Origin of the sequence: Paenibacillus sp. IHB B 3415, from assembly GCF_000802655.2 — a bacterium.
Classification (GTDB): Bacteria; Bacillota; Bacilli; order Paenibacillales; family Paenibacillaceae; genus Paenibacillus_AQ; species Paenibacillus_AQ phytohabitans.
The window spans coordinates 22823-37755 of record NZ_JUEI01000010.1 but is presented as its reverse complement, the minus strand read 5'-3'; the positions used below and the strand labels follow the sequence as shown (position 1 = coordinate 37755).

11 protein-coding genes are annotated in these 14933 nt (G+C 52.4%); 7 read left to right on the top strand and 4 right to left on the bottom strand.

Annotation, left to right across the window (positions count from 1 at the left end):
- The first annotated feature begins 103 nt into the window (after positions 1–103).
- From QW71_RS05815 to QW71_RS05790, 6 genes are all read left to right on the top strand, one after another.
- A complete protein-coding gene (locus tag QW71_RS05815) occupies positions 104–1702 on the top strand; it encodes a response regulator (RefSeq protein WP_039294674.1) in 1599 nt (532 codons plus the stop codon).
- Positions 1703–1725: 23 nt separating this feature from the next.
- Positions 1726–3495 carry a sensor histidine kinase gene (locus QW71_RS05810; protein WP_235441402.1) on the top strand — a complete coding sequence of 590 codons (1770 nt, stop codon included), beginning with the start codon at positions 1726–1728 and terminating at the stop codon, positions 3493–3495.
- A 38-nt stretch (positions 3496–3533) separates the two neighbouring features.
- The gene (locus tag QW71_RS05805; RefSeq protein WP_235441401.1) at positions 3534–4862 is read left to right on the top strand and encodes an ABC transporter substrate-binding protein; all 1329 of its coding nucleotides are present in this window, start codon (positions 3534–3536) and stop codon (positions 4860–4862) included.
- Positions 4863–5188: 326 nt separating this feature from the next.
- Positions 5189–6541: an ABC transporter substrate-binding protein gene (locus QW71_RS05800; RefSeq protein WP_039294861.1), complete on the top strand. Its 1353-nt coding sequence runs from the start codon at positions 5189–5191 to the stop codon at positions 6539–6541.
- Positions 6542–6624: 83 nt separating this feature from the next.
- Entirely contained in the window at positions 6625–7563 is a 939-nt protein-coding gene (locus tag QW71_RS05795) for a carbohydrate ABC transporter permease (RefSeq protein ID WP_039294669.1), read from the top strand.
- 7 nt (positions 7564–7570) lie between these two features.
- The gene (locus QW71_RS05790; RefSeq protein ID WP_039294859.1) at positions 7571–8401 is read left to right on the top strand and encodes a carbohydrate ABC transporter permease; all 831 of its coding nucleotides are present in this window, start codon (positions 7571–7573) and stop codon (positions 8399–8401) included.
- A 167-nt stretch (positions 8402–8568) separates the two neighbouring features.
- Here QW71_RS05790 and QW71_RS05785 read toward each other — a convergent pair whose 3' ends face one another.
- Both QW71_RS05785 and QW71_RS05780 read right to left on the bottom strand, forming a co-directional pair.
- Complete coding sequence (locus QW71_RS05785) at positions 8569–8973, bottom strand: hypothetical protein (RefSeq protein ID WP_039294665.1); 405 nt, start codon at positions 8971–8973, stop codon at positions 8569–8571.
- A 145-nt stretch (positions 8974–9118) separates the two neighbouring features.
- A complete protein-coding gene (locus QW71_RS05780) occupies positions 9119–10048 on the bottom strand; it encodes an AraC family transcriptional regulator (RefSeq protein WP_047013649.1) in 930 nt (309 codons plus the stop codon).
- Between the two features lie 175 nt (positions 10049–10223).
- Here QW71_RS05780 and QW71_RS05775 point away from each other — a divergent pair, with 175 nt between their 5' ends.
- Positions 10224–12341: a glycoside hydrolase family 52 protein gene (locus QW71_RS05775; protein ID WP_039294662.1), complete on the top strand. Its 2118-nt coding sequence runs from the start codon at positions 10224–10226 to the stop codon at positions 12339–12341.
- A gap of 379 nt (positions 12342–12720) precedes the next feature.
- Here QW71_RS05775 and QW71_RS05770 read toward each other — a convergent pair whose 3' ends face one another.
- On the bottom strand, positions 12721–13827 hold the full coding sequence (locus QW71_RS05770; protein WP_047013648.1) for a glycoside hydrolase family 88 protein: 1107 nt from the start codon (positions 13825–13827) through the stop codon (positions 12721–12723).
- Between the two features lie 102 nt (positions 13828–13929).
- Positions 13930–14790 carry an AraC family transcriptional regulator gene (locus QW71_RS05765; protein WP_039294656.1) on the bottom strand — a complete coding sequence of 287 codons (861 nt, stop codon included), beginning with the start codon at positions 14788–14790 and terminating at the stop codon, positions 13930–13932.
- Positions 14791–14933 lie beyond the last annotated feature (143 nt).

Sequence of the window (14933 nt, the reverse complement as noted above, 5' to 3'; positions counted from 1 at the left end):
GTGATAAAGTATAGTTGGATGAATCTCTTCAACCATGAATACAGACTGAAACAGCCGCTATCCTGTAATAATATATAAATGACAACCATGCGGAGGTGCAGCAATGAACAGGACGATACGGGTGCTGCTGGCGGATGACGAGCCGGTTATTCTGCGCGGGCTGAAGAAGCTCATAGCCTGGGAGAGCCTCGGGCTTAATATAGTAGGGGAAGCATGTGACGGGATAGAGCTGAAGGCGATGATCGACAGCTGCCATCCTGATCTGATTATCAGTGACATCAGTATGCCGGGTTATTCCGGTATCGATATTATCCGTGAAATTCATCATTCCGGGCGTCCGATCAAGGTGGTCTTTATCAGCGCCTATCAGGAATTTACTTATGCCCAGCAAGCGGTACAATACGGGGCACTGGATTATCTGGTCAAGCCGGTGAATACGGGACAGCTGGAGCAGGTAGTGATCCGCGCAGCTACGGTGATCCGCCAGGAATCCGAGGAAGAGCGCAACAAGGAAATGCTCAAATCCTATGAGCGGAAGAACCTGTCTGTTACGGTTGAGGAGCAGCTGGAGCAGTTGACCGACGGCAATAAGGCTGCGGCAGCTACGCTTGCCCGGATGGGTAACACGGCGATTACCCGCTATGCCAGCGTATGTGTCATCGAGACGGATGAATACGGTGGCCAGCCTTCGCGCTGGGAGGAACGGGAACGCAAGCTGGTGGAATTCGCCTTGTTGAACATCATTAAGGAGACGGTGGACAGCAGGGGCAACGGGTATGTGTTCCGCAAAGGAGAGCGTTTCGGGGTGCTGCTCCAGCATGAGCATCTGAATGAACCGCAGCAATTAATGGAGGATCTGCATCACAAAATCAACAGCTTTCTGAAGCTGCAGGTCTCTATAGGCATCGGCCGCCCGGCCAGCGGCATTGAAGAGGCGGCGGATTCCTATCAGTCTGCATTGAAAGCGCTAAGATTCAGATATTTTGCCGGATTGAACCGGGTGATTCCTTATCCCGCCGAACCAATGGAGGCTGCTGTACCTGTATCCACACTTGCTGCCATCCAGAGCAGCCTACCGGAAGCGCTCAAATCACTCGACAAGGAGCGGCTAATGGCGTTAACCGGCGAGCTGCTGGAGACCGTGCGTCTGCTCTCTGGAGATAGCCGGAACCAGGCGGTGTCCTATGTGTACAATGCTGTGATCCAGCTCGAACAGGATATGGCTGATTTCGGCGCGGATGCGGGGCTGTTGAATCAGGGAGAGAAGCCGCTATTGGAAAAGCTGGCGGATGCCCCGACCTTCTGCGCACTGCAGCAGGAATTTGAAGCGGTCCTGTCCAAAATGTCCGAGCAGCTGAGCTGCCGGATCTCCGGCAAGGAAATGCCGCAGCTCGCGCAGGTGAAAACCTATGTGGAGGAGCATTATGCCGAGAATATTACGCTGGAGTCCATAGCCGCCATGGTGTATATGAATCCCTATTATTTCAGCAGCTTCTTCAAGAAGCATACCGGCCAGAACTTCAAGAATTATGTTACTGAAGTGCGGATGGGTCATGCGCAGCGGCTGCTGCTGCAGAGTGATCTGATGGTCTACGAGATTGCTGACCGGGTCGGCTACAACAATGCGCGGCATTTCAGCGACATGTTCAAGAAGCAATTCGGCAAGCTGCCGCAGGAATATAAGCAATCGGTCAGGAACTAAGCGGATTGGAGGGTGATCATAGAGTGAAAAGACGATGGCCCGTGCCGGTCTGGGGACGGGGACCGAAGAGTATTTTTGTTAAATTTTCTGCATCCTTCCTGCTGGTCGGGCTGATTCCGCTCTTTGCGCTGAGTTTCTTCTCCGTACAGACCTTTTCCGGTTATGTGGAGCGGTATACCACCAGCAATCTGCAGCAAATGGTACTCTATATGAGCTATAATCTGAATTCAGCATTCAATCAGTATAATGAAGTATCCAAATTAATGTATACAGGGCGTTATGAAGGGTTCATTGAGAGCTATTCGCAGAATCAGACACAGAATGTGAATGAGCTGGAGCAGATCAACACCATTCCGATAGAATCCTTCCTGAAGACCGTTCTGTTCAGTGATTCTTATATTTCCAGTGTCCAGTTTATCCGTCAGTCTGACGGTAAGTTGTATGTTCAGGAGCGAAGCAACCGGTCGCTGAACATGGAGACGGTTCCGAATGCGGAGTGGCTGTCCGCCATGGCAGGTGACCCTGCGAAGGTGGCTATTTTCCCTACCCATCAGGACAGTTATTTCTATGGCTCGGACCGCCAGGTGTTCACGATCGGGCGCAGCCTGATTGATACCTCCGGACGTGTGACCAAAGAGCCCAAGGTAGTCGGAACGCTTTTCCTCGATATCGATACCTCGTTATTCCAGCAGTTCTTCCGTGAGCTGAGTCTCGGGGAGAAGGATGAGCTGTACCTGCTAGACGGAGAGGGGCGGACGTATTTCAGCAACCAGCCTGCCGGTACGGCGGGGGCTAGAGCTGCTGATCAAACTAACAATGAGATGATTGTGCTCAGTGAGTCCATCCCTTTTTTGAATGGCCAGGTCATCGCCAAAATCCACCGCGGCAACCTGTTCGAACAGCTGCTGTCGGCACGGGCAACAGTGTACATCGCCATCGGCATGTGTGCTTTTGTGATGATTGTAATGGGGGCCTGGTTCTCCAGACGTCTCGCTGCTCCCATCCGGGAGCTGATCAGGCAGATGGCCGTGGTGGAGTCGGGCAAGCTGGATATCCAGCTCTCCGTGAACAGCAATGATGAGATGGGCAGGCTGGCCCACGGGTTCAACCGGATGGTGGAACGGCTGCAGGTCTACATTGATGAGGCCTATGTGGCCCAGATCAAGCAGAAGCAGACCGAGCTGAATGCACTGAAGAGCCAGATCCGGCCCCATTACCTGTACAACACCCTTGAGGTGATCCGGATGAACGCCGTGGATAAGGAAGCGGGCGAGGTGGCGGATATGATTCTGGCGTTATCCAATGAGCTGAAGTATGTCATCGATTACGGGGAAGACCGTGTAAGCATTGCCAGCGAGCTCGCCCATCTGCAGAATTACTTCTATATCATTTCTGTGCGGTATGAGAACCGTTTCGAGCTGCATCTGGATATTGCCCAAGATGTTAATCTGGACTGGCCCATCCTGAAGCTGTCTCTGCAGCCGATGGTGGAGAATGCGGTTCAGCATGGACTGCGCCTGCAGGGAAAAGGAACCGTCGGCATTACGGTCGAACGGAGAGAGCACGTGCTGGCGATTACGATATATGATGATGGAGTGGGGATGAGCAGGGAGACTCTGTCCCGCATTAATAAGATTCTGGAAGACCCGGAGGCTCCAAGCAAGAATGTCGGCATGAAAAATGTGCATGAGCGTATCCGCTCCAGCTTCGGGGAGGCGTATGGCCTGTCTGTGAACAGCAGAGAGCATGTCGGGACCTCCATTACGCTGACGTTCCCGGTTATCACAGAATGAGGAGGTCACAGGGGATGCAAATGCCGAGGATATCAGGTATGAAAATAACAATAGTGCCGCTTGCGGCCGCGCTGATCCTGTCCGGCTGTGGAGGCAAAACCGAATCAGGCGGAATTGGAGGGAATCATGCGGTTGATCAGGGGAGCCGCCCGGATACAGCATCCGGGGGAAGTAAAATAAGCTTTACTATAGGTTATGCCTCCGGTGATCCGGCGACGAAGCAGGCTATCGAGGATACCATTAAGGCCTTCATGCAGGCGAATCCGAACATAGTCGTCCAGGATGTCAGTGAGACAAGCTCCTCTGCCTATATGGATTGGCTGAAGATTAAGGATGCCGTGGGCGAGTTCCCCGATCTGGTAGAGATGAGGGATACCGAGGCCTTCGCCGATGCGGAGAAGATCGTTCCGCTCCCCGATGAGCTGGCGGAATTGTTCGATCAGCCGCCGCGGATCGGCGGCAAGGTATGGAATGCCCCGCTGTTTGTCTCAGCCCCGCAGGGTATTATTTATAGTAAGAAAGCTTATGCCGATGCAGGCATTAAGAAACTTCCGGCAACCTACGATAAATTTCTGGAGATCCAGAACAGACTGCGGGCAAGCGGGATCACTCCGCTCGTTGTAGGCGGGAAGGATATTTTTCATATGGGCTTCTGGGTTAATAAATTTCTGATTGATGATGTGTATGCCGCTGATCCCGGCTGGAACGCGAAGCGGACGGCCGGTGAGGTTAGCTTCACCGATGACAATGTAGTCCAGGCCATGACTGATTTCAAACAGCTGTTCAGAAGCGATGTGGATAAAGGCTGGCTTGGCACAGGGGATAACCAGACGGCGTCCATTCTGGTATCCGGCAAGGCAGCCCAGCTGTTCTCCGGCTCCTGGATGTTCTCACAGATCCAGGAAGCCGATCCCGGCTTCGAATTCGGCTTCTATGCTGTGCCGGACCGTAAAGGGAAGCTGAATGTGGTCGGCCTGCAGTCGCCCTCCGGCTGGTCGCTGTCTGCCGAGGCGGCAAAGGAGCCGCTCAAAAAGCAGGCGATCGAAGACTTCATCCGGTTCTTTTTCTCACCGGAGCCTTATGCCGCATTCCTGAGCCGGATCGATTCGGTTCCTTCGACCAGGCAGGAATTCAGGCGGGAGGCCGGTGAACAGATGCAGGTGGTGCTTGATCTGATGGCCGATCCAGCCGTAACCAAATCCCTGATGATCAACAATTGGTGGGGAGATAACCTGATTCCTCCGCAGTTCCGTAACTGGTTCTACAAGCTGCTGCAGGAAATGGTTGTTAAGGACGGGGATGTACTAGAATATATGAAACGGGCCGATACTGAATACGACAGGCAGGTACAGGAATACTGGCAGTGACATTACACGATAGTCTACACAAGAAAACGGAGGTCTGCGGACCTTCGTTTTTTTTGTAAATATAAGAATTTACATGTTGCACACGGTAACTTATCCTTCTATTTCTCGCTGAAACGGTACCGTCCTTTAAAAGGACGGCAAAGCCGTCTCCACTTGACAGGCTCAGAATCTTCTTAAATTTACCGCACATCCCCCTTAAATTAGTTCATTCTAACCGTGAAGGCTGAATGCTATTCTTGGAGCATAAGGAAACGCTTACGGACGATGATGCGCACATCGGTTCGGCAGTTTCCGGGCTGTATACCCAAGGGGAGGTTACTAAAGATATGAAGAACACCATTACGAAATTATCCGTCATGCTGCTCGCAGCAACCACTGTACTCACCGCATGCGGCGGAAATAACAATAACACGGCCAGCGGCGGCAACGCAGCGGCAACCGGGGCTCCGTCAGGAAATACAGCAGCTACAGATGCTGCGAAGAAGGATGTCAGCTTCACCATCGGTTATGCGTCGGGTGACCCGGCGACCAAGAAGGCCATTGCTGATACCGTCAAGAAATTCATGGAAGCGAATCCTAACGTCACCATCAAGGACCTAAGTGAAACTTCATCTGCCGCTTATCTGGACTGGCTGAAGACGAAGGATGCGGTTGGAGAATTCCCGGATCTGGTGGAAATGCGTGATACCCAGGTATTCGCGGATGCCGGCAAAATTGTCGAGCTTCCGGCCGATCTGCTGGATCTGTTCGAATCGCCACCGCAGGTGGACGGCAAAGTATGGAACGCTCCCATGCAGGTCAACGCTCCGCAAGGGATCATCTACAGCAAAAAAGCCTACGCGGACGCCGGGATCACCGAGCTTCCCAAAACCTATGACGAGTTCATTGCCATCCAGGAAAAATTGAAAGCTACAGGTATCTCCCCGCTGGTAGTAGGCGGCAAGGATATCTTCCATATGGGCTTCTGGGTCAATAAATTCCTGATCGACGATGTCTACAGTAAAGACCCGGACTGGAACTCCAAACGTACGGCCAAGACCGTCAGCTTCGCAGATCCTGATGTAGTCCAGGGCATGACTGATTTCAAAGAGCTGTTCAAGAACTATGTGGACAAAGGCTGGCTGAGCACCGCAGATAATCAGACCGCGTCGATTCTGGTATCCGGCAAAGCCGCACAGCTGTATTCCGGCACCTGGATGTTTACCCAGATTGCTGAAGCTGATCCAGGCTTCGAATTCGGCTTCTACGCGATCCCGGACCGTGCAGGCAAATTGAATGTCATCGGTCTCCCGTCACCGGCCGGCTGGTCGTTATCCGCTGATGCCGCCAAGGATGCTGACAAGACGACAGCGATCAAAGACTTCATCCGCTTCTTCTTTGCACCGGAGCAATACTCGGTCTACCTGGCTTCGATCAATGCCATTCCTTCCACCAAAGAGAAAGTTACCTATGAGACAAGTGAGCAAATGCAGGTTGCACTGGATCTTATTGCCGACACGAGTGTCACCAAATCTCTGGCCATCAACAACTGGTGGGGCGATAACCTGATTCCTCCGCAATTCCGCAACTGGTACTATAAGCTGCTCCAGGATATGGTTGTGAACGATGCTGACGTAACTGAATATATGAAAAAGGCTGATACCGAATATGACAATCAGGTCAAAGCCAATTCACTGTAAATAAAAGCGCCGGAAGGTAACCTCTGCTCCGGCAGAGGTTACCCTTATCTAGACAAGCGCGTCCCAGGGAGGGGAGAGGAACCATGGCTACATCCATCGTGAATACAGACAAGTCATTTATAGCCGCAGAGAAGCCGGGCAAGAAAAAGAAAAAGTGGCAGTCCTACGCGTTGTTGTTCATCCTGCCGTCATTCCTTTTATACACATTGTTTGTCATTGTTCCTACAGCAGGCAGCGTCTACCTAAGCTTCACATCGTGGGACGGGATCAGCAGCGACATCCGGTATATCGGATTCGCCAATTTCGTCGAGATCTTCCAGAGTCCGCGGGTGCAGAACGCCTTGAAGAACACTTTAGTTATGACAATTACGCTAGTTCTGCTTGAGAACATTGCTGCAATCGCGATGGCCTTAATGGTCGACAAGGTACGCTGGTTCCGTAATTTATTCAGAAGTATCTTCTATTTCCCGACCCTGCTCAGCGGGATCGTCATGGGCTTTGTCTGGGCAATGATTCTGAATTACAACTTCGGCGTGTTTAATCAGATCCTGACCTCCGTCGGTTTGGGCGACTATATCGTCGACTGGCTGGGCAATCCGAAATACGCTATGCTGTCGATTATTTTGTCAACCGTCTGGAAAGGCGCGGGTTATTATATGATCATCTATCTGGCCGGACTGCAGGGCATTCCGCAGGAGCTTAATGAAGCGGCCAGCATTGACGGCGCAGGCGGCTGGCAGCAGTTCCGGCATATTACGTTCCCGCTGCTTGCGGGTTCGATGACCGTGTGCATGGTGCTCTCCATGATCAGCGCGCTGAAGATATTTGACCAGATTGCCGTAATGACCGACGGCGGCCCGGGTTTTGAGACAGAGACATTAACCTATATTATCTACAAAGTAGGCTTCGGGGAGCTGAGACAAGGCTTCGGCACGGCGCTGGCCATGGTCCTGTTCCTGATTATTCTGATCATTACGGTCATCCAGGTTAAATTCCTGCAGAAACGGGAGGTGCAGCTCTAAGATGACGATGCAGACCAAGCGGAGAATCACTGAAATTGTCCTGTTTGTCATTACGCTCCTGGTGGCAGTAGTTTTTTTCTTCCCGATTTTCTTTAATCTGATGTCCGCGTTCAAAAGCAACGCCGAGATTATGCGCGATGCGGTTGCTTTTCCGAAGACACTGTATTTAGACAGCTTCAAATATCTGCTCACGGAGACCGAATTTCCGCGTGCGATACTTAACAGTCTTATTCTGACCGTAGTGGCGATTGTCGCTCAGGTGCTGATTATTCCGATGGCAGGTTACGCGATTGAACGCAGAAATGCCCGCTGGACGCGGCTGGTCTTCATCTATTTCTTGGCCGGCATGATGATTCCGTTCCAGGCGTATATGATTCCGCTGTTTAAAGAGCTGAGAATACTAGGCCTGTACGGCAGTCTGGCGGGACCTATCATGATCTATGTCGCCGGTGCCGTAGGCTTCGGATGCCTGCTCTATACCAGCTTCGTCAAAGGTATTCCACGGGAGATTGAAGAAGCGGCAGAGATTGACGGATGCTCCCGCTACGGGATTTTCTGGAGAATCGTCTTCCCGCTGCTCGGACCGGTTACGGCAAGTATGGTGGTGCTGAACGGACTGGGGATCTGGAATGACTTCCTGATGCCGATGCTGGTGCTGCCTTCCGGCCAGGCCAAGACGATGGTTGTAGAAATCTACCGGTATATCGGGGAATTCTCCTCGCGCTGGGATATGATTTTTGCCGGAACCGCCATGTCGGTCGTGCCTGTGCTGATCGTATTTATCTTCCTGCAGAAGTATTTCGTTAAGGGAATTGCGTCAGGGGCCACCAAGGGGTAATTTTAATAGAAGAAATAACCAAAATGAGATACCTGTCTCCGTAAGGAGCAAAGCTGAATCATGAGTAAGACTGCCGGGAGTACAGCGGTTCCTGATTATGCGGGAACCGCTGTTCAGCATGTGTATGCAGCGCAATTAAGTTCAGGAGAGTGTGAAGGAGATGCCGGTTAGTTGACTACAATTGAATATGGATAATAGTAGCTGGTAGGGACCGAGGTGGCGTAGACCAAGAAGCGGTAGGTCTGTCCTTCTACCAGGTTCAGTGTGATGGCAGAGCTGCCGTTGCCACTGTAGAGTGAGGCACCGGTTGAAGAGTAAATGTTGAGATTGAAAGGCTGATTATTGCGGCTGAATGTAATGTTATGGGTGCCCGTCCGGTTAGCGGTAAGCACCCACCAGTCCATATCTGAAATCGAAGAAATGTAGCCGAGACTGTAATCACCACCGTAGTGGGCAATGCTCGCTGAGCTGAGTTCATTGTTGGGTTCGACCTCGGCGGCAGCAAAGGCGGAAAGGGCTCCGGACATTGACAGCGCTGCGGTCAGCAGCAGGATTCTTGTCCATCTTTTCATGAATATTCACGCTCCTCATTTAATGTAAGGCCATTTATATATAGCCTCATCCATATAATAACATTAGATGGAAAATAGTCTATAAATATAAATCATTTCATATAAATGCATAATAAATAGAAGGCATGTAGTAAGTCCGGATGAATTACTCTTTCACCGGCTCAGACTCTGCCGTAAGCTGGCGGTAGCCCATGGGGGGCAGGCCGGTCCAGCGCTTGAACTGCTTGCTGAAATGGGAGACATCACGGTAGCCGAGCCGGTAGGCGATACTCTCCACTGACAGGCTGTTATCCAGCAGCAGCAGCTTGGCATGGCGGATGATCAGGTCAGAGAGATACTGCCTCGGCGGCAATCCGTAGATTTGCCGGAAGGCGCGGTTGCAGTGATTCGGGCTGTAGCCAAGCCTAGCGGCGATGTCTTCAATACTTCCGGCCCGGCTGCCGGTTGCCGCAGCGGTGAATACGGATTCCTGCAGCAGTCCTTCGATGGCATTCGCCAGGGCAACGGTTTTCTCCGTAACACCGGGCAGTGTGCTCCGGGCAGGGGAGGGCAATGCAGCCAGTACCCAGCTGCTGAGTGCGGTGAACAGCTGCAGCGAAGCATTGAGCGTTACCAGCCGGCCCCGCTGGGCATCGCTGGCATCAGGAAGGATCGTCGAGCTGATAATTGCATCGAGCGAAGAACGGATCGCCTGCAGCTCCGGAGTGTCGCCGCTTAGGCTGACGGTGTCCATCGTCATCAGGGAACGGCGCAGGACCAGATCATCAATGTCGAAATGCAGGCAATAATAGGTCATTTCATCCTCTGAAACCGTACCCAGGCTGGAATGTAGCACGCTTGGGCGGATGAACAGAATGTCGCCGCTGTGCTGGATGTAAGACTGCCCGCCTACGTTCATTTGCTGCGAACCCTGCAGGACGATATTGATCTCGAACATCGGATGGGTGTGCGCCGGATATTGCCACTCCCTGTTCACCTTGCGCCAGTGGGCAGCGAATATATGAAAGGCAGCCTGTATATCCGGGGACATCCGGCCGTCCATGGAATGCTGTGTACCGGGATCTAATACGTTCATACTCAACCTCTTTTTCACTAAAAGTTGGCTCTATTATAGCATAGGCCGCCGCGTCCGATTGATTTGTCCAAATAATTGGCGGCTTTACGCCTGTTGCATAAGCCGGGCCGGCGCTAACATAGAGCTATGAGCCCGGTACTGCCGGGACACAGCCTGGAGGGAGTGCATTTACGATATGCCGACAAATCAGTTTTTTAATGCCCATCATTCACCGATTGGTTCATTTTCCAGCTTCACTCTGGGGTTTAAGGGAGCGTCCGGCGGGTTTGATCTGGAAGCGGGTAAGCCGCCGAGACAGAATATATATATTGGCCTGGAACGCAAGGATGGCCGCGGCTTCGATACCTTGCCTTTCCATGAGCAGGGCAGTGACGATGAAAGTAAGCGCTATGACATTGAGAACCCTGATCCGAACCCGGATAAGCCGCAGATTCTTTATCATTACGCGGACGACGAGATCACCCGCGATTTCCGGCTGGCTACGGATAGCTGGCAGGCAGGGGATCTGACCTTCCGTATTCTCTCCCCGGTCCGGCCGGTTCCGGACCCGGAAACAGCTGCAGATGCGGAGCTCAAGGAAGTGCTGCTGCCTGCGGTACTGGTAGAGCTGGAGGTTGACAATACTTCAGGCGATGCTGCCCGCCGGGCGTTCTTCGGCTTCCAGGGGAATGATCCGTATAACGCTTTGAGACGCTTCGAGGGCAGCAAAGCAGAGCTGACCGGTGTCGGCCAGGGGCGGTTCCTGGCGATAGCAGCGGAACAGGGGAGCGTCAAGTCCGCTATGCATTTCACCATGGAGGATATTCTGACAACGGAGCTGGAGGAGAACTGGACCTTCGGACTGGGCCAGGTTGGAGCACTGGTTATGGATGTGCCCGCAGGCGAGCGCAAGGTCTACCGGTTCGCAGTCTGCTTCCACCGGTCTGGCTATGTAACCTCGGGAATGGACGCTGGTTATTACTATAACCGCTATTACAGTAATGTAGAGGCGGTAGCGGAATATGCGCTGTCCCATTTCGATCAGCTGAAGCAGCAGGCAGTGCAGGCTAACTCCATGCTTGAAGGAACAGGGCTCAGCGAAGATCAGACCTTCATGCTGGCTCACGCCATCCGCAGTTATTATGGCTCAACCGAGCTGCTGGAGTACCAAGGCCAGCCGTTCTGGGTCGTGAACGAAGGTGAATACCGGATGATGAACACATTCGATCTTACAGTGGACCAGCTATTCTATGAGCTGAAAATGAATCCGTGGACCGTACGCAATGAGCTGGATATGTTCGTAGACCGGTACAGCTATGTGGATACTGTCCGTTTCCCGGGAGACGTGGCCGAATATCCGGGCGGGATCAGCTTCACCCATGATATGGGGGTAGCCAATGCCGTCTCGCGTCCAGGGTATTCCTCATATGAGCTGTACGGCATCGACGGCTGCTTCTCGCATATGACCCATGAGCAGCTGGTGAACTGGATTCTTACTGCGGCGGTATATCTGGAGCATACAGGTGACCTCAGCTGGATGGAACGCAACCTTACAGTACTGGAGAGATGCCTGCAGAGTATGCTGAACCGGGATCATCCGGACCCGGCGAAACGAAACGGTGTGATGGCCCTCGACAGCTCGCGGACAATGGGCGGCGCGGAGATTACTACGTACGACAGTCTGGATGTGTCACTGGGTCAGGCGCGCAACAATATTTACCTGGCGGGTAAATGCTGGGCAGCGTATTTGGCGATGGAGAAGATCTTCCGCGATAACGGCAATACGGAGCTGTCACAGACTGCCGGCAGACAGGCAGAGCTCTGCGCAGCAACCATTGTGGACAGTGTTACCGAGGGCGGTTATATCCCGGCTGTAATTGGAGAAGGCAATGACTCCAAGATTATTCCGGCGATTGAAGGCCTCGTGTTCCCTTACTTCACCGGCTGCAAGGAAGCTTTGGAGCGCGGGGGGCGGTTCGGCGAATACATCGCGGCGCTAGACACGCATCTGCAGGCCGTGCTTGTTGAAGGGGTGTGCCTGTTTGAAGACGGCGGCTGGAAAATCTCCTCCACCAGCAACAACAGCTGGCTGAGCAAGATTTATCTGTGCCAGTTCATCGCCAGACAAATTCTTGGTCTGGAGTGGGAGGACAAAGGCCATGCAGCCGATTCGGCACATGTAACCTGGCTTACGCATCCGCAGCTCTCGATCTGGAGCTGGAGCGACCAGATTATCTCCGGCGAGATCACCGGCAGCAAATATTATCCGCGCGGAGTGACGGCGGTCTTGTGGCTGGAGGAGCAGCGGGGGTAAGCATTTGCAAGCTGATAAGTGGGAAAGCGGGGAAATGTGAGCCGCGAACGGTTAGCGTTAATTCACCTGCTAAAGTAAAAGTGTTGTACGAATTACAACTTTGAACCCAAAATACCGGTGCGTTCGGGAGGATTGTTGTATGAAATACAGGATTTTTCCTGCAAAGCTGCCTGGAAGAAGATGAATGATGTATTTTATACAACATTATCGGATTTGAGCTAATAAAATGAAGAAAATGTTGTATTCTGTGCAGGATTTTACCGGAATTGAATCGTGATGCTGCAACAGCTGAATGCTCTTAAGCAGCATAAATTTAAACAACAAACAGCGGGTCCCCCAGTATGCGGGGGCCCGCTGTTTATGTTATCCAATACCCAGACTAGAAAATACGGTGCTTCCAGCCGTTCAGCTTGGCGACGGCTTCGACATAGTAATAGTCGCCGTAGATCAGCGATACATCGATGAAGGAGTCGCCGCTGCCTGTACCATGCAGCAGAATAGCTTCATGCTCCGGCTGGTCCCAGGTGGCATAGTTCTCCGTCAGTGAACGCAGAATCCGCTCCGCGGCATTTGCGTAGAGGCTTTTCTCGCCAAGAGGCACGATGTCAGCCAGCTCCAGCAAGCCTGAGGCAGCGATCGATGCGGCGGAGCTGTCTCGGAACATCCGCTTGTCGTCTGCCAGCCGGAAGTCCCAGTAAGGCACATGATCCTCCGGAAGGGCGGAGATGAAATAATGGGCAATCCGCTTCGCAGTATTCAGGAAACGTTCATCCCCGGTGTGGCGGTAAGTATTAATGAATCCGTACAGTCCCCAGGCTGCTCCCCGGCTCCAGCAGGATTCTGCGGAATAGCCCTGGCCGCCGAAATTCTCGATATATGCGCCAGTCTCGGCATCGAAGGAGAGGATATGCTTGGTCGATCCATCCTCACGCACACCATACTGCATCGCAGTCTCCGCGTGGCTGACCGCAATATGTCTATAGCGCGGATCGCCAGTCACCTTGCTTGCCCAGAACAGCAGGGAGATGTTCAGCATGCAGTCGATGATCACCCAGCCGTGTTTGTCCTCATTCCAGGCGCGGATGAACCTGCCAACCGGATTATAGCGTGCCGCCAGGAAGTTAGCGGCCTCAAGGCCCCGGCGCAGGCCATCCTCGTCCCCGGTCAGAACGTTCTTGATTACGGCAGTAGACAGGAACTGAAAACCAACATCATGATGCAGCTCCACGGTCGGCCTAACGAACCATTGCTCCAGCGTCTCATCCCAGTGCCAGGCTGCATCCTTATAGTGGTCCTTACCGGTCATATCATGCATAATCCAGAGCATCCCCGGCCAGAAGCCGGTCGTCCACCAGTCGGAGGCGATATCATCGAACTTACCGTCTTCTCCGGCAAAATGCGGACATTTTCCGCCGATCTGCTCTATCATCCGCGATACCTTCGTATCCAGCCGGTTCATAACTTCCTGCCAATATGCTGTACTCATCACTGATGCCTCCATTAATTAGAATATGGCCTCAGTATAGCGTCCTATGATTATAGAAAGTTGCACTTTGATATAAAGAAATATCGTTATATTGTCATTTATCTACATGTTCCCCTTCCGGTATTTCAGCGGAGTGGTCCCGAGGACCCGCTTGAACAGCTGATTGAAATAGGAGGCGTTCGGGAATCCGACGGCAATGCCGATCTGCTCCACAGGCATATCGGTAGTTCCGAGCAGCCGGCAGGCCTGCTTGAGCCGCCGGGCGGTGAGATAGTCGACAAGGCGGCCACCTGTTTCCTGATGAAAGATCCGCGAGACATAGGATTTCGACAGATGAGTCTCCTCCGCAAGCTGATCCAGATTAACCTCTTCCTGATAATGAGCCTCTATCCAGTTCATGATCTGCTCCGAATACCGGAGATTCCGCCGTTCTCCGGTATGGATCAGGGACTGCTCGCCTGTTCCAAGGCAGCTGAGCAGCTGCAGGAGCAGCATCGTGATATCCTCAGGATCTTCCTCGGAGGATTTGTTCCGGCACTGGTTGTAGTTCTCGTAGATCCACTCCATGGTCTCGAAGCGGTCCCCGAGATCAAAGCCGCAATACGGGTTGCTCCCCTGCCAGAGAGCAGAGAAGACCGCTTTACGCTTGCTGAAGCCCTGCAGCAGATTCTCGGCAATATGGGGGTCGAGATAGAAGATCGTGCGTACGAATGGACAAGCTGGTGAAACTTCCGAATAGATCCGGTGCAGCTGATACGGCTGGAAAAAGAAAAGCATGCCAGGACGGATATCATACATCTGCTGATTCACAACGATGCTGCCCTGTCCGCCGTGCACGAACATGATTTCACAGCATTGATGCCAGTGGTAATATCCTTTGTAATGATCGTCGGTATAAATGCGGTAGTCCCAGATCAGAGACTGCCGGTTCGCAAACAGAACAGGTTCGAATAGCTGTTTCATAACGCTTTCCTGAGGCCTCCAACATGACAAAATACAAACATTTTATTATAACCCATTATAACTTTCTGTTCCCTCAGGCGCTACAATAAAAACGGGGATTCTTCTAAAGAATCCAATCGGTTCAATCCAATCTGTAACTTACA